The 18,155-nt window shown below is 41.7% G+C and carries 19 protein-coding genes; 10 read left to right on the forward strand and 9 right to left on the reverse strand.

What is annotated here, in order from left to right; all coding sequences use genetic code 11:
- The first annotated feature begins 11 nt into the window (after positions 1–11).
- The gene (locus ACYVRH_RS05210; RefSeq protein WP_461255872.1) at positions 12–3,935 is read left to right on the forward strand and encodes a hypothetical protein; all 3,924 of its coding nucleotides are present in this window, start codon (positions 12–14) and stop codon (positions 3,933–3,935) included.
- Here the strand turns inward: ACYVRH_RS05210 and ACYVRH_RS05215 are convergent.
- Both ACYVRH_RS05215 and ACYVRH_RS05220 read right to left on the reverse strand, forming a co-directional pair.
- Complete coding sequence (locus ACYVRH_RS05215; protein WP_461255873.1) at positions 3,932–4,936, reverse strand: tetratricopeptide repeat protein; 1,005 nt, start codon at positions 4,934–4,936, stop codon at positions 3,932–3,934. The genes ACYVRH_RS05210 and ACYVRH_RS05215 overlap by 4 nt on opposite strands.
- The gene (locus tag ACYVRH_RS05220) at positions 4,930–5,985 is read right to left on the reverse strand and encodes a uracil phosphoribosyltransferase (protein WP_461255874.1); all 1,056 of its coding nucleotides are present in this window, start codon (positions 5,983–5,985) and stop codon (positions 4,930–4,932) included. The genes ACYVRH_RS05215 and ACYVRH_RS05220 overlap by 7 nt, the downstream gene beginning before the upstream one ends.
- Positions 5,986–6,077: 92 nt before the next feature.
- Here ACYVRH_RS05220 and ACYVRH_RS05225 point away from each other — a divergent pair, with 92 nt between their 5' ends.
- The 3 genes from ACYVRH_RS05225 (at position 6,078) to ACYVRH_RS05235 (ending at position 8,481) form a co-directional block, all read left to right on the forward strand.
- Positions 6,078–7,286: an LIC_12708 family protein gene (locus ACYVRH_RS05225; RefSeq protein ID WP_461255875.1), complete on the forward strand. Its 1,209-nt coding sequence runs from the start codon at positions 6,078–6,080 to the stop codon at positions 7,284–7,286.
- Positions 7,283–7,930 (forward strand): hypothetical protein, encoded by a 648-nt coding sequence (locus ACYVRH_RS05230; RefSeq protein ID WP_461255876.1) that lies wholly within the window; start codon positions 7,283–7,285, stop codon positions 7,928–7,930. The genes ACYVRH_RS05225 and ACYVRH_RS05230 overlap by 4 nt, the downstream gene beginning before the upstream one ends.
- A gap of 200 nt (positions 7,931–8,130) precedes the next feature.
- Entirely contained in the window at positions 8,131–8,481 is a 351-nt protein-coding gene (locus tag ACYVRH_RS05235) for a hypothetical protein (protein WP_461255877.1), read from the forward strand.
- A 5-nt stretch (positions 8,482–8,486) separates the two neighbouring features.
- On the opposite strand, the gene ACYVRH_RS05240 is transcribed toward ACYVRH_RS05235, so the two are convergent.
- A complete protein-coding gene (locus ACYVRH_RS05240; protein ID WP_461255878.1) occupies positions 8,487–9,497 on the reverse strand; it encodes an omptin family outer membrane protease in 1,011 nt (336 codons plus the stop codon).
- Positions 9,498–9,513: 16 nt separating this feature from the next.
- Here ACYVRH_RS05240 and ACYVRH_RS05245 point away from each other — a divergent pair, with 16 nt between their 5' ends.
- Positions 9,514–9,906 (forward strand): hypothetical protein, encoded by a 393-nt coding sequence (locus ACYVRH_RS05245; protein ID WP_461255879.1) that lies wholly within the window; start codon positions 9,514–9,516, stop codon positions 9,904–9,906.
- Complete coding sequence (locus tag ACYVRH_RS05250; RefSeq protein WP_461255880.1) at positions 9,903–10,610, forward strand: DUF445 domain-containing protein; 708 nt, start codon at positions 9,903–9,905, stop codon at positions 10,608–10,610. The genes ACYVRH_RS05245 and ACYVRH_RS05250 overlap by 4 nt, the downstream gene beginning before the upstream one ends.
- 74 nt (positions 10,611–10,684) lie before the next feature.
- On the opposite strand, the gene ACYVRH_RS05255 is transcribed toward ACYVRH_RS05250, so the two are convergent.
- Positions 10,685–10,891 carry a hypothetical protein gene (locus tag ACYVRH_RS05255; protein WP_461255881.1) on the reverse strand — a complete coding sequence of 69 codons (207 nt, stop codon included), beginning with the start codon at positions 10,889–10,891 and terminating at the stop codon, positions 10,685–10,687.
- Between the two features lie 621 nt (positions 10,892–11,512).
- Here ACYVRH_RS05255 and ACYVRH_RS05260 point away from each other — a divergent pair.
- The 4 genes from ACYVRH_RS05260 (at position 11,513) to ACYVRH_RS05275 (ending at position 14,529) form a co-directional block, all read left to right on the forward strand.
- Entirely contained in the window at positions 11,513–11,644 is a 132-nt protein-coding gene (locus ACYVRH_RS05260; RefSeq protein WP_461255882.1) for a hypothetical protein, read from the forward strand.
- 195 nt (positions 11,645–11,839) lie between these two features.
- Positions 11,840–13,558, forward strand: a complete 1,719-nt coding sequence (locus tag ACYVRH_RS05265) for a formylglycine-generating enzyme family protein (protein WP_461255883.1) — start codon at positions 11,840–11,842, stop codon at positions 13,556–13,558.
- 258 nt (positions 13,559–13,816) lie between these two features.
- Positions 13,817–13,972, forward strand: coding sequence for a hypothetical protein (locus ACYVRH_RS05270; RefSeq protein WP_461255884.1), 156 nt, complete (start codon positions 13,817–13,819; stop codon positions 13,970–13,972).
- On the forward strand, positions 13,969–14,529 hold the full coding sequence (locus ACYVRH_RS05275) for a GNAT family N-acetyltransferase (RefSeq protein WP_461255885.1): 561 nt from the start codon (positions 13,969–13,971) through the stop codon (positions 14,527–14,529). Before ACYVRH_RS05270 ends, ACYVRH_RS05275 begins: the two co-directional genes overlap by 4 nt.
- A 222-nt stretch (positions 14,530–14,751) precedes the next feature.
- Here ACYVRH_RS05275 and rlmN read toward each other — a convergent pair whose 3' ends face one another.
- The 5 genes from rlmN to ACYVRH_RS05300 form a co-directional block, all read right to left on the reverse strand.
- A complete protein-coding gene (gene rlmN, locus ACYVRH_RS05280; protein ID WP_461255886.1) occupies positions 14,752–15,780 on the reverse strand; it encodes a 23S rRNA (adenine(2503)-C(2))-methyltransferase RlmN in 1,029 nt (342 codons plus the stop codon).
- Between the two features lie 8 nt (positions 15,781–15,788).
- Positions 15,789–16,925 carry a tetratricopeptide repeat protein gene (locus ACYVRH_RS05285; protein WP_461255887.1) on the reverse strand — a complete coding sequence of 379 codons (1,137 nt, stop codon included), beginning with the start codon at positions 16,923–16,925 and terminating at the stop codon, positions 15,789–15,791.
- On the reverse strand, positions 16,918–17,301 hold the full coding sequence (locus ACYVRH_RS05290; RefSeq protein ID WP_461255888.1) for a hypothetical protein: 384 nt from the start codon (positions 17,299–17,301) through the stop codon (positions 16,918–16,920). The genes ACYVRH_RS05285 and ACYVRH_RS05290 overlap by 8 nt, the downstream gene beginning before the upstream one ends.
- A 36-nt stretch (positions 17,302–17,337) precedes the next feature.
- Positions 17,338–17,877, reverse strand: coding sequence for an RsmD family RNA methyltransferase (locus ACYVRH_RS05295; protein WP_461255889.1), 540 nt, complete (start codon positions 17,875–17,877; stop codon positions 17,338–17,340).
- Between the two features lie 6 nt (positions 17,878–17,883).
- Positions 17,884–18,155, reverse strand: a 272-nt coding sequence (locus ACYVRH_RS05300; RefSeq protein ID WP_461255890.1) for a hypothetical protein, incomplete at its 5' end; no start/stop codon positions are given.

Genomic DNA, 18,155 nt, shown 5'->3' on the forward strand with positions numbered 1-18,155 from the left:
GGCAAAACTCAATGGGCAATTACGGAGATGCGAGCGGATTTTTGGCAAGCGTACAAAAGTGGTTTGATCCGACTCGTACTGTAATAAAAATGGAAAGTTATCCTCAGTGTGGAAACGGGTCAGGCGTACCCGGTGAAATTATCATCGGCGGCGGCCGCGCGCTTGTCATTTACCAGCCGGGAACTTTTTCCCCCTTTGAAAAAAGAAACCGTTATGACTCTCCTTCAAGCGCCGCCGAAAAAGCCGCTTTAGTGAGACTTTCTTCCGGCAGTGAGATAAGCGGCTTTGAATTAATACCATTGGAAAATACGGCGGTTATTGATGATACTCTTTTTTCCGGTATTGTAAGCCAAATTGGCGTATATGAGCTTGTAAGTACAAGCGCTTTCAATTTACGTGATCCTCAAGCGCGCTGGCCGTTAGCTGTAGAGTACCCTGAAATTTATCTCCCCTCTTCCGGCGTTTTTTCAGGCGATATTGTTATACGTTTTACAAATTTCAGCGCCAAAGGCGGCTATTTTATCGGCGCGGACGTGATCCCCGGCTCCGTGCAGGTTTGGCGAAGCGGCATTCAGTACAGCGATTTTAACTACAATCACTATTCCGGGGAAGTCGCGATTAACGGCTCCATAGGACAGAATGAAATTATTCGCATAACGTACCTGAAAAAAAGCGAAGGAACCCGCTTGGGCAGTATCGCTGCGGGTCTTGGCGCGATTTACAAAAACACTGCAAGCGCGTTTTCGGCTCAAGCCGCCGTTGGACTCCGATGGAACCTTACGGAAGATTCATTCACCGAAGAAGATAATTCAAACGCGGGGAACGTGGGAATAAGCGCGAAAACGGCGTGGGAATATGACAATCTAAAGGCTAAAATTACAGGAGGTTTCGCCTTTTATCAAACTGACACAACCGGCCTTTACCGCGCCGCCGGAATGGAAGGCAATGAATTAATAGTACCCCTTGCGCCGGAAATATCTTTTGTTTCAAATCCGCCGTCATCTTTAATTGCGAATAACGCCAGTCTTAGTCTGAATAACCGCGCAGAGCTAATTTACAGGAATTACAATAACAACAGTCTTCTTGGCAATAACCTTATGTACCTTGACTGGAACGCATCCGTTATTTCAGGGCTTAATAAACCTTATCCCGTAAAAGACCGGCAGTTAGGTGACACTCAAGTACTGACTGCGGAATTTGCCCTTGATACTGATAAATGGACCGGTTTTCAGGTTCCCATATACAATGATTCGGGTCTTTTATCCCGCGCCCATGAAATAGAAATTCCATTTAGATTTTACGGCTTTAATCAGGCGCCCTCTGAAAAATTCAAGGTAATTATTCAAATAGGCTCACTTTCCGGCAAGGATTTCGCCTTCAAAGAAAACACTGATTCTATATGGGAAAAAATACTTTTTACCGACGATTGGACGGGAATCCCCCCCGATTACTACACAAATAAGAATTTTGATTATAACGCGAGAATAGCGCGGTTCACTCTGACCGATGAAGACAGAAAAAAGCTTGGAGACGTAAAATATTTGCGAATTATTATTATAAATGAAGGCTCAAGTGAAATATCAGGGCGGTTTCTGCTTGCCCCGCCTATAGCTCGTGGAACTGCGTTCAGAGCGGTGGCATATAACGCTTTAACAGACGCGATAAATGGGAACGCGGGGGACGTATCCGCCATTGAAACTTTTGATGCGGGAATAAATTCGCTTGATTCCGCATATAAAGAGATAATAAATAAACTTCATCCAAATGGTACGGCGCAGAGGGTATTAAAACTTGAATGGGAAAATATGCCAAACGGAGTTTCAGCGGGTATTGACGGCAGGGTAGGCGAATTGCCGTTAGCTGATTATAGGGAATTGTCTTTTTTTATAAAAACTGATAAGCCGCGCGTAAATGATACGTTAAGATTTATTGTTGGAACGGGACCGGATTCTCTTAATAACAATCAGTTGGATGCGGAAATACCGTTAAGCGCGTTTAACGCGAGGCAGTGGTCAAAAGTTACAATACGCTACCAAGGGGAAAAGAAGGGAGTTACTATTGACGGAAGAAACATATCCGCGTCTTTAAATTACAAGCCAAAAATTACATTACAGGATAATCAGGGAAGAAGAACAAGTTATATCGCTATTTTAGCGAACCCCGCTTCAGGCGGCGCTCTTGATGACGGAACAATCTATATTGACGAAATAATTCTTGAAGATTCAATTATGTATTACAGAATGAACGCAGGGACCGCCGTAGAATTTAAAAAAGACGGGACATTAATTTCAGCGGGTAAAATTCCCGTACTATCGGATTTTAATATATCAACAGCAGTTGAATCGGAAGGACGCGCTCAAAGCGAATCGGAAGAGCAGGATTTTACAGGCAGTTTAATAAACCGTACAGGAGCGGGAATTTCCGTATTTGGCGTAAAAGTTTCAGGTAACATAGCTTTTTCGAGTGCGGAAGATACGTTTCTTTGGAGCGCGGATCATTCGCTCTCAAGAACAATCGGTCTTTTTTCCGTAAATGAGGCGTTTTACGCCTCCCCTTGGGATAACAATGCGCGTCATAATTTTAACATGGAGTTCTCATCAGACTTTTACGCGAAGTTTGAAGCAGACGCTTTGTATGACGCTTCAAGACTCCTGCAAAAATGGAACGCGGCTCTTTCTTATACTCCAGAAAATGAAATTATTCCCTCTGCCGCGATAAATACTCAATTTTTGTGGACAAGAAACAACACTGCCGCAGAAATGGACAATTACGGTAAATTTTGGCTTGAAACATGGGAAAGTCTTTTACCAGAAACGGGCAGGGACGCTGACGGAAGGAAAATGCAGGCGCAAATTGTTTTAACGCAGAGAACAAAACCCATAGGAGCGGTTATTTCGCTGGAGGGCAATACCAACTCTACGGGCGCAAATAACAGCACGCAATCCGCAAATTCCGTCTTTCTTGACATTCCTTTAGTATTTGCCAAAACCGGAGTTAACTTCAGGATGGGACGCGGTTTTAAAAGACATTTGTACTTTTATGGGCAGGACGCTGCGGAAGACGGCATAAAATTTTTTGAAAGCATAGAAGACTTTTCTCCCGTCTGGACTGTATTTCCCGGATATTCGCTTTTCGCCCCTGAAATGGAAGGTGTGATAAAAAACGCCCTTGATGATTCGCCTTCAGCGCAGTCGGCTTATTATTCGTTATTTAACGATCACTTCAGTACAAAAATTAGTTTGCCATTAATTTACAACGCGTCTGCGTTCTTTATTCCCAATAAAATAACTTTTTTGATTGAAAGAACGCTTGAGCAAAAAATGGACACCGTAACCGATAAACTTAATTATGGCGCAAACCTTGGATTTTACGCGATAAATATGTTTGGCAAAATGGGGTATCATCCCATTTTTAAATTTTATCTAACTGATGAATATTCGCATTCAATTGACGCTTCAGCATATATCCCAAAAAATGAGGATATTACTTTTAGGGTGCAATCAGTATTAAGCGCTGGTTTTAGGGGGGCGGGCGGAGGCTTGTTAAATTTTGTTAATACAATTACTGTGCGCTCCGAAGGTTACTGGCTGGAAAGCTTTGTTTCAGGCTGGGAGGCCCCAGTTAAAAAAAATATGTTAGGCGTTTTTTATGATTGGTTTGTCTCTGAGTTAAAAAAACAAAAATCATGGGTTGGATTATCTTCGCTATTAAATTCAAATTATGAAAAGTTAAGAAAAGAAACCGTAGAAGCGGTATTTGACAGGCAAACTGATTATTTGCGCTGGAGCATAATAGCCGGCCATGAGGAAATAATAAGGATTCAGGGAAAACTTAATTTTACGTCTTTTTTAAAACTAAGATGCGGCGAGGATAAAGAGCGTGACACGTTAATTTATGACGTTATATTAGGAACGACATTACGGGTCAGTTTTTAGAAAGCCGAATCTTCCTCATCTTCCTCAATTGCCTCACCCGTCTCAGTTTCTTTTTTTTGCTCCTGTTTGGCCGCCTCTTTTTTGGCTGACTCCTGTTTCATACCGTTAATAATTTCCTGAATACTCTTTTTGTTTGCGGCGCTAATCTTGTTGTTAAGCAGTTTTTCAACAGCCTCAATATCGTTGAACCCTTCAGTAACCGCAGTTTGAAGTTCTGTAACGCCTTCGGCATTATTGCCATCGGCTATTATCAACACCCTTGCGACGGCAAAATGTATTTCATATTTTTTAAGATTCACCGTCTTGTCAGTAAATTCCGTTAATGCTTTTTTGTATTCTTCAAGGGCCCTTGCATATAACGCGTTGTCTTCCAGAACCTGCGCGTACTCGTATCTTACTTTCGCGTCGGTATTAACGCTCAGCCAATTTGAAAAACTGTCAATAGCTTCAACTTTTTTTAACTTTGCCTGACACCGCGCGTAAAGAAGCATTGTGTCTTTATTTTCCTGCAAGGCGACGGGGTACTTTTCCAAAACTTCTTCCGCTTTGGCATAGCGTTCTAACGCGAATAATATTAAAGCGTGATTGTATCCGTCATCCGCGCTTTCGGGAACAATGGAAAAAAGTTTCGCGTAATGTTTTTCGGCAATTTCAATGTCGCCTGTTTTAATCCTTGAATAAGCGGCCGCTTTTAACGCAAGCACGTTATCGCCGTCTTTTTTTAAAACTGCCTCAAAATATTTTGCGGCATCTTTATATCTTTTTGTTTCGTATGCGATGCGTCCTAGGTTATATGTCGAGGCGGTCATCGTTCTGTCCGCCTGTCTTGCGCGGTTTAACCATTTCTCCGCCTCGTCAAATTTTCCAAGATCAAAATAAGCCATGCCTATAGAAAAATATTCCTGCGCTGAAACTGCAGTTCCGGCGCAACTGTTTGGAATAACAAATAAAAAAGAAAAAATAAAAAGTAATAAAAAGCTTAAAATACTTTTTTTTAACATTTTGACCTGTTTAAAACGGTGTGCTCAATCTCGCGGAATTGGGAACGGTAAAGGTTTGATATTCCCGATCCGTAATCCGCAAGAAGCTGGATAATATTTCTGGGATTTGATTTTTGATCCTGGCCGTTTATTCTGTCTCCGGCGTCTCCAAGGCCGGGCATAATGTACGCGACTTTATTTAATACGCCGTCCATCCACAATGTATAAACATTGCAATTATCAACCGCTCTTACAATTCTAAGCGCGCCCTTTAACGCCGCTATTACGTTAAAGAGGGTAATTGAACGCGGTTTTACTCCGATGTCATGCAAATATTTTATTACGGTAACAAGGCTTCCGCCCGTGGCGTTCATCGGATCCGCAAATATCAAATCTTTGCCGTTAAGGGCATCAGGGCTAAAAAAAGATTTCTCAAGGTCAAGGATGTATTCCATGTCGTTTTCACGCTTGCTGTCATCGCGGTAAATTTTAAAAAGCGCGAAAGGCGTTATATAACCGGTTGAAGAATATTCTTCAATTTCCTTGCTCATAATCATTGATGGAAGAAGCGCCCCTCGCAGTAATACGCACATTACGGTATTGCAAATTTTATTGTCTACATTTGTTATTTTATGAACCGCGTAATTTTGCACGGGATTAGTTACGGGAGTTTTAACAATCAGATGGTTTTTCTGCGAACCGGGACTCAGCCACGCCATCTTAAAAAGCATCTCATAAGCGCGTTGGATATAGTAAACAAATTCATTATTGTTGGTATTCACGTCCCGTAATTTGGCAATAACTCTTGAACCTTCCGAGTGGTCTTCATGCGCGGAGGTAAATGAATAAACGTGAAGCCTTGGGTTTTTTTGGCATATTTCCTGTAATAAAATTCCCATTTTATTGTAGAGGGAAATAAGGGTGTTTTTCGCATCTTCGTTCTTTTCCTGCATTTTAGGGAAAATTTCGACAGCCTGACTAAACAGGGCGTCCATACTGTTAAGACTTGCCTTGTCGTCATCAGTTAAATAATTGTCAAGTTCCCCCGCGTGTAAAATTACTTTATCCATAGTAATAGTATAATAGGATATAGTGGTTAGTGGCTAGTAGTTAGTTAGGGAGTCATTGACAAACTATGAAAAAAGGTAGATTTTGATATAATATGAAGGAAATTTCACGCTTTTTATTGATGATGCTTTTTGTTGCGGCGGTCTTTTCGCTCTCCTGCAAAAACGATAAAATCGGCTCTGTGGAAAGAGAGGACCTCTTTTCGCTTGATATAGGGCCGCTGGAAGATCAAATAGCCCTGTTTAAATTAGACGGCGGGAGGGGCATTAAGCGCACCGGGTTTACAATGAGGGACGGGCTGTTTTTTATTGCCGACGGTAACAGCGGAAAAATCGTGCGTTATAACTCTTACGGCGACTTGCTGTTTATGATTTATAACGATGAAACCAATCCCGCGCCAATCAACCTAAAAACAAATATTCAAGAGGACGAGCAGGCGACGCGCTGGGCGTATACCCATCCCCTAGAAGAACCGGGATGGATAGCGGTTGACTCGCGGAAACATATATTTGTAGAGGACAGGCTGCAACAGCAGGATCAACGCACCGATCAGGAAACAAAAGTGGTGTTGGACGGCATAATTTTACATTTCGACCAGAACGGGCGTTTTATAAATTATCTTGGCAAGGAAGGAATCGGGGGAAGCCCTTTCCCGAGAATAGTAGGAATGTCCACGTCAATCAGGGATGAACTTGTTGTAATTTGCCGTCTTCCCGGCGGCTGGGATGTTTACTGGTTTAGCTCCACGGGGATGCTTCTTTATCTTGTAAAAATTTCTTCCAGCGTTGTTCTAACCCTCAATGACTGGCCGGAGGCGCTCTCCGTAATAGACAGCATTACTGCGGTTCCCGACGCTAGAAAACTGTATATCAAAGTGGATTATTCCCACGATAAATTTGATCAGCTGACAAACACCCGAACCGGCAGCGAGCCGATTAGTTCATGCTTATGGATTCTTAATGTTGAAGACGGAACCTATATAGGCTCTGTAGAAATCCCCCTTTATGAAGTAATCGAAAACGGCCGCCCTTCCGGCATAAAAGTTTTTTATTCAATACTTGGAGCGGCGCGGAACGGACAGGCACTCTTTTATTTTCCCGTGGAAACGGGATATTCGTTACTTTTTGTGAATACCAACACCAAGGAACAACGAAGGGGATATATTCAATTTTCAATGGATGAACTGAAGTACAATGATTTTTACCTTTCAACAGAGGGAATTCTTTCGGCTATGCTGGCGGATAATTTTAAAGTTAAACTTGTCTGGTGGCGCACTGACAAACTTTTTGGAGAATCCCAGTGAGTGAAGACGGCAAGCAAAGACCGAACGCAAAATACAAGTTAAGCAAGCCGGATGACGCCGAAGTCCCGAAAGAAGGGTTAACATTTTATTACAACCGCGAGCACAGGCTTGCCAAAGCGTCCAAAGACGTTCAGGACCTTTATAAAGAAAAAAAATCAAGCCCTTTTGGTTTTTTCACCGTGCTTGTCGCCGATAAACCGCGTAAAATACTTTTCTTTTCTATCATCGTTATTTGCGTGATGATATGGCTGCTCGGCCTTTTAGGCTATTTTGATTCGTCCTATACCCTTGACGGAAATAAACTTAAAATTTCCGCGTCCGCGTTTGAAGGCACGACAATTGTCGTAATAAATAAAACGGTTAAAAGCAAAAACCCGTATACGGGCGCAGTAGACATAGCCGTATCCGTTCCCGCTCAAACTGAAAATAATTCTCCCGTTTTTTACCACAAAATCTTTTTCTCTCTTGATAAAGAAGAGCAGTACAGTTTCGTAGTTCCCTTTGAATCAACCGAACTGCTAATGGTTCTTCAAACTGAGAAATATACATTGAAAATAAAAATTAATACAGAAGAGACTCACACAAAGAACACAAAGGTACAAAGATCACAAAGAGGGAAGAAAGGGTTATTGTCCGAAGACTAAGCTTGAAATTTCACGATAATATAACGAACAAAAACCTCTGATTCTTCTTTGTGTTCTTCTCTTACTTTGTGTTCTTTGTGAGAGTCTTCTTTGGAGAATATATTGACTAATTAATATTTATGCGTTATTTTGTATATATGATCCAACTGTATTTTTTGTCCATTTTGTGCAACGGGGTAGCAGGGTATTTGCTGTTCTCCATGAATGATGGGGATGATAAGCCGCAAATTCCAATTACTAACCCGACATTTCATCTGGTTCTGGGCATATTATGCGCCGTTACCGGCATATTAAAATTACTTTCTCCAATCCCTTATGGGCCGAACGCCGTCAGGGGAGTTCTTGTCTTTGGGGACTTAATACCTGCAGCCGCAGGGATAGTCGCGGGGATTATTTTTATTTTCGGGATTTACCGCAAAGAAGGAGCTGAAAACTTAGGCGAACTGGATCGTATCGGGACAAATCTGCTTGCCTTTAAAAAACCTCTTGGCATGGCGTTAATGGCGGCGGCTGTTGTTCATTTTATTTTTGGACAAATACTCTTTCTTTAAAAAAGTTAAAACGTCATATTTATAAGAAATTGATAATCCATAACCGATAAACCCGCGCCGACTTTATTTTGACTATGATAATTATTTGTGTATGATTCTCCTTTAGTTTTGGAAATATAACGGTAAGACGCTTCAAGTAAAAATTTGATATTCTTTAAATCAAAAGAAATACTGCCCTTAGGTTCAAGAAAAAGCCCAAAGTCTGTAAAATCATTAAAAACTTTTGAATTAGTATCTGCCACATAATAGGTGCCGTTAAAATGTAAATAATAATGATTATCTGTTGCCGCGCAATAGGTAAGGGGGCTTATTTGAAAAGAAAGATCAAATGAAAAAGGAGCAAGAATATTTGTACCGATTGAACAGCCTGCGGCTAAAAAAAGCCAGTCTTGCAGGTAAGAAATTACTTTACCTTTAACAAGTTCTTTATTGATTGTTTCAATGGGATCGTATATTCCTGATCCTGATGGATTTTCCTTGGAATGTTGAAAATAACCGTTTCTTCCCGCAAAGCTAAAACGCATCCATGATCCGCTGATAAACGGCTTTATATATAAATATTTAATCGGAAGAGACGCGCCGACAGAGAAATCGATCCAGACAAGTTCATTTGTCTTGTTTTCATGTTTGGAAAAGTGGGTAAGATTGCTATTTACCGATGACATCCAGTCGCGGTCTTCCAAATTGCCTGAAGATACTGGAATTCCCGCTTTAATTGCCAGAGAAGAAAAGAAACCGGGTTTGCTAAGAATGTCAGTGAGTCCGAAATCAGCGTTAAATCCCACATAGCAGACAGGTTTCATGTCCCAAGTAAGTTCGCTTAAAAATTCGCCCTTTGTTTCCCCATTATAAGGATAAACATATTCAAAAGCTTGCCCGTATAAAACGCCAAAACCTGTTCCAATCGAAAAACCATATTTTCCGTTTTTATCATTATCCTGACAATATATGGGATTGATAGCCGATAATAAATATATTATGATAGAAAAAATCGGTAAGAAAGCTGTTTTATTCATTAATATGAGAATAACCGTGAAACAATCGCTTGGTCAATTGTCCTTTTTGTTGATTTTCCTTGCTCTTTTTTCAATTTTGTTGTTTTCCTGTGAAACAAAAAAAGATGAAATACAGGTAATTCCGCCCATTACATCCCCGCTTTCCGGGGATTATATCGGTTTTGGGGTAATCACGGAATCCTTTACCCATGTTACCGCCGACCCTTCTCAGGAAAGCCCTTCCATTGGCTACCTCAGGCGCGGTTCGCGCGTGCGCATAATCAGGCGGCAAATAATTAAGACGCAGGGCGGTTTCATTTCATGGGTTTTAACGGACGGCCAACAGCAAGGCTGGCTGAAAGAAGACGTAATGGATATTTACAACAACGAAAATCAGGCAATTACAGCTTCGGAGTTATTGTCTCGGTGAACAGAATTCTTCTATTTGCCATACCCCCGGTTGCGGGCGCGGTTATAGGTTATGTGACAAACGCAATCGCCATAAAAATGCTTTTTCGCCCCCTTAACCCGATATACATTTTTGGATTCAGACTGCCCTTTACTCCCGGTATTCTGCCCCGCCAGCGCAAAAGGCTTGCCCTAAGCATAGGAGCGATGGTAGAAAGGGAACTGCTAACGGCGGAAGTTTTAAGAAACCGCCTTGCCAATCTTGACGTTAACAATTTTCAAGGAATAGTTACTGAATTTCTGCGCCGAGACGATATACGCAAAGAGTTTGAGTCCAAGGGGCGCATACTCATGCGGAACATTTTTTCAAAGATGAACGCCTTCCAGCGTTTTTTTATTTCCGCAGGACAGTACGATCAAACCCTTGATAATAAAATGCCTGAGATAATCGACGAACTGATCGCGAGCGTGGAAACCCTCCTGCGGGAAGACAGAATAAAAGCGAAAATACTTTCCGCAGTTGACGGTCAAATAGAAAATATTTTGGCTTCCATTAACATTAAAACCCTTGTCGCGGAGAGGATTGATTCGCTTGAAATGGAACGGGTAGAGAGAATAATTCTTGACGTAATGGCGGATCAGTTTAAATGGATTAATGTCTTTGGGGGGCTTTTAGGTTTTTTGATTGGATTGTTTCAGTCGGGGTTTGTTTATTTCTTTAGATGAGGGAATTTTTTACCACGAACCACACGAACTAGAAAGGAAGAATTTATTACGGAGGAGACTGGGTTTTAGTACGCTCATACTATTTTATTTTTTTGTCTTAATTCTGCCGCATTATTATATATTTCGTCTATGGTCATATCTTTAAATAGATTTTCCTGCCATTTTGTATAATCAAACGGCTCTTTTTGTATGAGCATAACAAAACGTTCAGCTTCAATTAATCCCAAATTTTTTATTAAGGTATCCATTCCTTCTGTTCTTATTAATGTATCTGTTCTCATTATTCATCTCCTACTATGTAAAAGACCATGCAAGCTCATAGTTTTTTTCTATTATTTCATTCTGTATAAAAAGTTTTGCCTCTGCTTCCAATCGAATATTAAGGTTAGTTTGGTCATCATACGGTCTGTTAAAGCAACAATTGTCTAAATAAAGTCTGGTTTTTGCCAACTTCAATACCTCTATTTACTATTATACAAAGAAATGCTTGTTTACTCAAGGCGGTGCGTGTTGCGCATAGTTATTGGTCAACAATTCCATTTCTTTTCTTCGTGATCTTTGTCCCTTTGTGCTCTGCGCACTGTCGCAGCCTAAAGGCTGCTTGCTTTTTTACAGGTAGCGACTTTTATTGGTGCTACGCTGTGCGGCATTATTCATCCACATGGCTACGCCATGCGTTTACTTAGCGTGTGTGAGGTCTTGCGAATAATTTTTTATAGACAAAATCAACCAAAAAGCGTAAAATACCCACAATGGGCGTAAATGCCGCTTATACAAATTTTTAAGGCGGGAAAGTATAATGAAGAAATTTTTTGTAATAATATTGTTTTTGGCAAGCCTTCCCTGTTGGGCACAATCACAGTACTTTACGGGAGACGGCGGCAAAGGGCATCAGGCTGGCTGTGCTTGAACCTAGCGGCAAAGGGCTTTCCAAAGGTTCTGACGACTGGATGCCGTCTCTTATTCAGAGTTCCATTACATCGTATTTGCAAAAATATTCGGCAATGACCATTGTGGACAGGCAGAATATCTAAAAAATTCTTGCGGAACAAAAACAGTCGATGTCCGGCAATTATTCGGAAGCCGACTATATCGGCATCGGCAAACTTATCAACGCCCGCTATATACTTGCAGGTTCCGTAACAAAAACTCCTACCGCCTATATGCTGTAACTGGCTGTAACGGACGCTGAGTCCGGCGAGCGCAAAGCGTCGTATCCGCCCAAGCCGGTGTCGCCAACCGCGCTGGAAAATCTTTCGGCGATGAAAGACGCTTCCGCTGACCTGCTTGGGCAGTTGGGAGTAAAGCTGACGGCAACCGGCTTACAGGAACTTAAAAGCGCGGCGGACATGACGCGCGTGCAGGCGGAAACCGCCCTTGCCAAAGGCGTTACCGCCCAAAAACAGGGAACCGAAGTGGCGGCGTTAAGTTACTACTTTCAGGCCGCCGCGATTGATCCCTCCCTGTTGGAAGCGGTAAGCCGCTCTAATGTACTGTCCGCCAATATTTCCAGCGGCAATATCGGCAACGACACCCGTAACGACATTCAATGGCGTAAGGACTGGTTGGCGCGGCTTACTGAGACAGAACAGTACTTTAACAGTTTTTTTGATAATTTTTTTAAAACTCTTCCGTCTCCCTATACCCTGATTTATACCAGTAATATTAAACAGATAGGTGAAACCAATTACCAGAACGAAACTATAAACTTAAGCGGCATAACAACGGAAATGACTTTTTCACAGGATTGGATTAAATCGGTAGAGACTGTGTTCAAGTCAATGCAGTCTTCAATACAGGCGGTTTATAACGGACTGAACGCGACGGGAAGAAAGACGGTATGGGGATTGGACAAGTGGCAAGGTAATTTTAATCAAAAACCGTTTGGAAAACAGATTAAAAATTTTTCGATTGCCGTTGAACTGGTAAACAGCAAGAATAAGGTTATTGCCAAAGAGACTTTTCAAACCGGCGGAAGTTATGAGTTTCCTATTCCGCTTCCGGGAAACAAAATACAGATTAAGATTACCGCTGACGGACAAAAGACCGTAAATTTTTCCAATGTAAAAGCAGACGACATAACCGACAACCTGACTGTGCGGATTGCGAGCATAAACGGAACGCCCGCCGAAACGGCGGCGCGAAACGGCGTTCTGCAAATACTGTCATCGACTGAAGCTAAAAGGATTGCTGAAGCTGAACGGACTGTTGAAGCTGAAAAGATTGCTGAATTGTTTAATAACAACAAGATCCGTATACAAGGCGGAACCTTCACAATGGGCAGCCTCGCAAATGAGCCAGGCCGTAATAGAAATGAATGTCCGCAGCATCAGGTAACGGTGAACAGTTTTTACATGGGAAGATACGAAGTAACGCAGAAGGAATATCAAGAAGTAATGGGGACAAATCCCAGTAAGTTTAAAGGGGACAATCTGCTGGTGGAACAGGTAAGCTGGTATGACGCGATAGAATACTGCAACAAGAGGAGCCAGAAAGAAGGACTGACTCCAGTGTATACCATAAACGGCAATAACGTGACATGGAATATAGGGGCTAACGGCTATCGTCTGCCTACGGAAGCTGAATGGGAATACGCTTGTAGAGCGGGGACAGCTACAGCATATAACACCGGAACGAGCATAAACGATAACACTGGTTGGTATTTTGCGAACAGCGGTAATAAGACTCATCCTGTAGGACAAAAACCCGCCAACGCGTGGGGATTGTACGATATGCATGGGAACGTAGATGAGTGGTGTTGGGACTGGTATGACAATTATACAAGCTGGTCGCAAACCGATTCTATAGGTACGGTCTCTGTCCCTAGTCGCGTGCTACGCGGTGGGAGTTGGATCAGTACGGCTGCGGATGTCCGTTCAGCCTATCGGTACAGCTTTACCCCGCAGTATAGGGACTATTACCTCGGTTTCCGGCTTGTCCGCAACTAGTTGGGGAGGGAGTGGATGGTACGAAATAAGAAAGGGAAGATTGTTGAGTGATAACTAGATGAAGCCAACAAAAACTTGTTAGATTTTGATATCGCGCATACGCGAATCTATATATGGCATGAAAGTGCCGTTTTGCTTGACCGTTTTGAGAAAAAAATAATTTAATTTTTTTTGATAATTTTTCTGAAAAAAATTATCAATGGCTTGACATCTATTGATTTTTTTTAAATTCCTGATATACTTAAAAAGAGGTAAAAAATGGGAGCCAGAGTAAAACCTGTACAACCGACAGAGATTAAAGACAAAAAGATAGTTTATCAAGTTATACGGGAAATCCGCCGGAAACCGACAGCGGCAGCCCTGAAACGCCATAAGGAAGAAGAAGAAGCTTTTATGAGGCTTCTTCAAAAATGAATAAACGGCAGACTATAAACCTCATTAATGGCGATTTTTATTTTTGGATTGAACAACTGTCATTTGGTACCGCGTTAGACAGTTTTTCATGTTTTATAGATGAATATAACGATTATCTGTTTAATGACGCCCTCCGTTCTCAAAATGATCATATTGCATTAACATGGCTGTTAAGAGAACGAACTACCAATACAATTACCGCCTATATGTCACTGATTGCGGACGCGATAAAATTATCAGTATCAGAGAAGGAAATCCACAATCTAAATTACCCTTTTAAGACAATTCCAGCAATTAAAATCGCAAAACTTGCCGTTTCTCATCCGGCGCAGAGTAAATATAAAGGACTTGGTACATTCATGATCAATAACGCTTTAGCCCTTGCCCGTACTTGCAACCGTCAGCTTTTTGCCTGCCGTTTTATCACCGTGGATGCGGATATAGAGCATAACAAAAGTGTTATAGAGTTCTACCAAAAAAATGGTTTTGTTCTAAATGCTGAAATGAATAGTAAACACGCTAAGACTGTCAGTATGAGGAAAGACATTTATCAATAAAAGCCTTCATTTTTAGTTAAAAAAATGTTTTGGTTATAATATACTAAGAAAAGGGCAACAAGCTTTTATAATGTTTTTTAAAAAGAAGAGAGAAGAAAGAAAAGATTGTTGTTAGTGGGTAGCGGAGCTACTACAGAGACGCATAGCGGACGGACAGGTATCTTTATTTTCTTCTTTGTGATCTTTCCCCCTTCGTGTTCTTAGTGTGAAATCTCTTGCGAATTAACCCAATTGCCCGCACGCACCCAAAAGTGAGCGCCCCTTATGAATGCGCATTGTAACTTTTAATCCGTAACTTTCAAGCAGACCGATAAAATCTTCCGTCTCTCTTTTACCCGGCTCGCAAAGAGGCTTTCCCTCAAACTCAAATCCCGCGACCGGATTCCATGGTATGATGTTTACAACCGTATCCAAACCTTTGGCGAAGGCGGCTGCGGATTTAGCGTCAATGTCGCGGGTGTTTATCTGTTTGAGTAACGGCATTTCAAGAGTGAGCCTTCCTCCGCCGTTACTCTGAAAAAGTAAAAGATTTTCTTTTATTTTTTCAAGAGGATTTGATTTTGCTATGGGCATCAGTCTTTGGCGGAGCGGTTCATCGGCTGTTGTAAGCGAAAGGGCGAGCCTTACATAAGGGCCGTTTTGGGCGAGATCGTATAGGCCGGCGCAGATGCCGCAGGTGGAAATTGTGATTCTTCGCAAAGAAAAGTTAATCCCTTTTTTGTCGTTTAACAGTAAGATTGCTTTTCTTAGATTGGGAAGATTCAACAAAGGCTCGCCCATGCCCATCACTACGATGTTGTCTATGATATGCCCGGAATTTTTAGGCAACGAAGCAAGTCGCAGACGTAGAAATTGCTCGATTATTTCAGCGCAGTCTAAATTGCGTTTAAAGCCTAACGAACCTGTCTTGCAAAAGACGCATCCTGCGGGACAGCCAACTTGAGTGGAAAGGCAGGCTGTTAGGCGGTTTTTCCCGTCGTTTAACAGTACCGATTCAATTTTCGATTCGTCTCTTAGAGAGAAGACATATTTTTTAGTTTCGCCGTCTTCAATTACATTGTCGATTACGCTTGAGTAAAGGCAAAAACGTTCTTTTAATTCATCGCGAAGAGATGCGGGAAGATTAGACATCTCATCAAAATTATTCGCGCCTTTGGCTATCCATTTAAAAATTTGACTTGCGCGAAAACGGGGCAGGGAAGGGAGTAATTCTTCAATTTCTGTAAGCGTTAGCCCTGATAGCGAAGTCATTGCGTGTTTTAGCGGAGGTCTTTTCGCTGCGGTTCGGCGATAGAATCCAGCAATTCTACGATTTTTTGGTTCTTTATTCCAAGTTTTTGAAACTCTTCCAAAAGTTCAACGGCCTTTCGCTTGTCGCCCATTTTGATGTAACATTCGGCAAGCTCCGTATAAAGCCTGTAGTTTTTACTGTCCTGTTGAATTAACCGCTTGAAGGATATTACCGCTTCATCGAATTTCCCCTGTTCTTTAGCAAGAAGGGCAAGCCCCATAACGGCATAAGTGTCAAATTCAATGTTTAAGGCTTTTTCGTAAAACGCTTTGGCGTTATCATAATCTTTTAAGTTGCGGTACGCATCCCCTGCGCGCGTCAGTATCATTTTATTTCTTGGATCCTGCTCAAGAATACGGGTCCAGTAGGTGAGTGAATTTTCAATTTGATTCAACCCCCGGTAGCAGTCGGCAAGCCCGAAAAGCGCGTAGAAGTTATTGCCGTCCCTTTTTAACACTGTTTCAAAATACGGTATGCCGTTTTTAAATGTTTTTAGTTTTCTATGGCAGTTGCCGATTGAAGTAAGAACCCGGATATCAACGTCATCGCTTGAAGGGCTTAACATTCTTTCCCAATAGGATAGGGCTTCGTTGTATTCTTTAAAATCATAATGCAAATGGCCAAGCCCGATAATCGCGTAAGGATTGGATTCTTCCATTTCCAGAACTTTTAAATATGTTTTTTTTGAATTGGCAAAATCACGAACCTTCCTGTAAGCGTCCGCTATCCTTGTAAGAACCGTAATATTTTTATCGTCATGCACAAGGTACTGTTCCCAAATGTCTATTGCCTTTTGAAACTGGTTCATAGCCTTGTAACAATCGGCAAGCCCAAAAAGCGCGTAATTATTTCCCGGATGATGCGAAAGGCACCGTTGGTAGTACTTGATCGCCTCGCGCACAGAACCGTTCTTGCGAGTCGCGTCTCCCATGCCTACAAGCGCGTAATTATTATTTTCATCTATTAGGAGTATCCTTGTAAAACAGTCAATGGCTTCGCTGACTTTGTTTTCTTTTAATAACTGGTAACCGTGTTTTGAAATTTCAGTAATTTTTTGCGAGTCGTTATGGTGGGGAATGTCTTCATTATATTGCATATCACTCATTTTTTACTTCCTGCTCTTCCTGAAAACTTGGGTCTTCTTCAGGAATAGCGTCATCCTCATGAAGTACGCCCTGTAATAAAGAAGCCAAATTTTCTATTAAAGGCTGCGCCTTATTGCGGTCATGCGCCATCCAGTACATTTTTAACGCTTCAAGCGGCATATCTTTGGATTTATAATAATCGCCTGTTCTTGAAAGCCCGTCAGAATAACCCGTAGTAATAAAAATCCTTTTGGCTCCTTCAATGTCCCCATCGTTAAATTTTTGGTTTCCTTTGCGGTTCAACGCCGCTTTGTCCGCTCCGACAACGGGCGAAGGTTCTGATACTTTTATAAATGCGTTTTGGTCGTCAAAGTTTTCAAATAAATTTTTATTCATATTTTTTTCTTATATTACTATTATTATCACCCTTTTTTATGAAAAACACAAGAAAAAACCAACGATGGATCTCCCATATTCCCTAGAGTCCGTCCTCTGTAAATTTGGAATTTCTGCCTTTAAATAATCCTGCCTTGGCCGATGGATAAGAATTTTTGTCTCATTGGAAACAAGAGCGGAAGCCGCGATATTCGCGATAAGCTCCCATTTGTATTGATAGGGGAATGGCGGGTCAAGGAAGATGATATTAAAAGAAGTTTTTGCCCGTTTTACATAAAGTTCCGCCGGCATAAAACGGCAGTTTATCCGCGTGGGGGAAATTGACACATTTTCAAGTAATGTTTTTCGCTTTAATTTATCCTGTTCCACGGCTTCGATGTATGACGCTCCTCGGGAAGCGGCTTCTATGGCGATAATTCCCGATCCTGTAAAAATGTCAAGGAAAGAAAGTCCTGTAATATCGCCAAGGCACGCAAAGACAGATTCTCTCATCTTGTCCATGCTTGGCCTGATTTCACGGGAGCCTTGAGGGACAGAAACCTTTCTACCGCTTAGGGTTCCGCCCGTAATTCTCATGATTTTTTATACGCTGCCAAGGAGGCCGTTTAACTCGGCATTGCTTACGACAGGCTCGGCAATGGTACTTTCCGTTGGGACATAAGATTCATCTAACTGTTTTTTTCGGTTTAAACTGTCCGCTCTTAATCTGGCAATTATCGCGGGCATTTCCGGGTAAAGCGATGGTGAAAAAGGGCTGGAATTGCCTGATATTTCGTTAATAATTTGACTGAATTGCCATTCAACATCTAAAATATTGTCCGCTTCAACTTCCCTGTCAAGAAATTTAAGGTTTT

The organism is Treponema sp. R80B11-R83G3 (genome assembly GCF_054786115.1).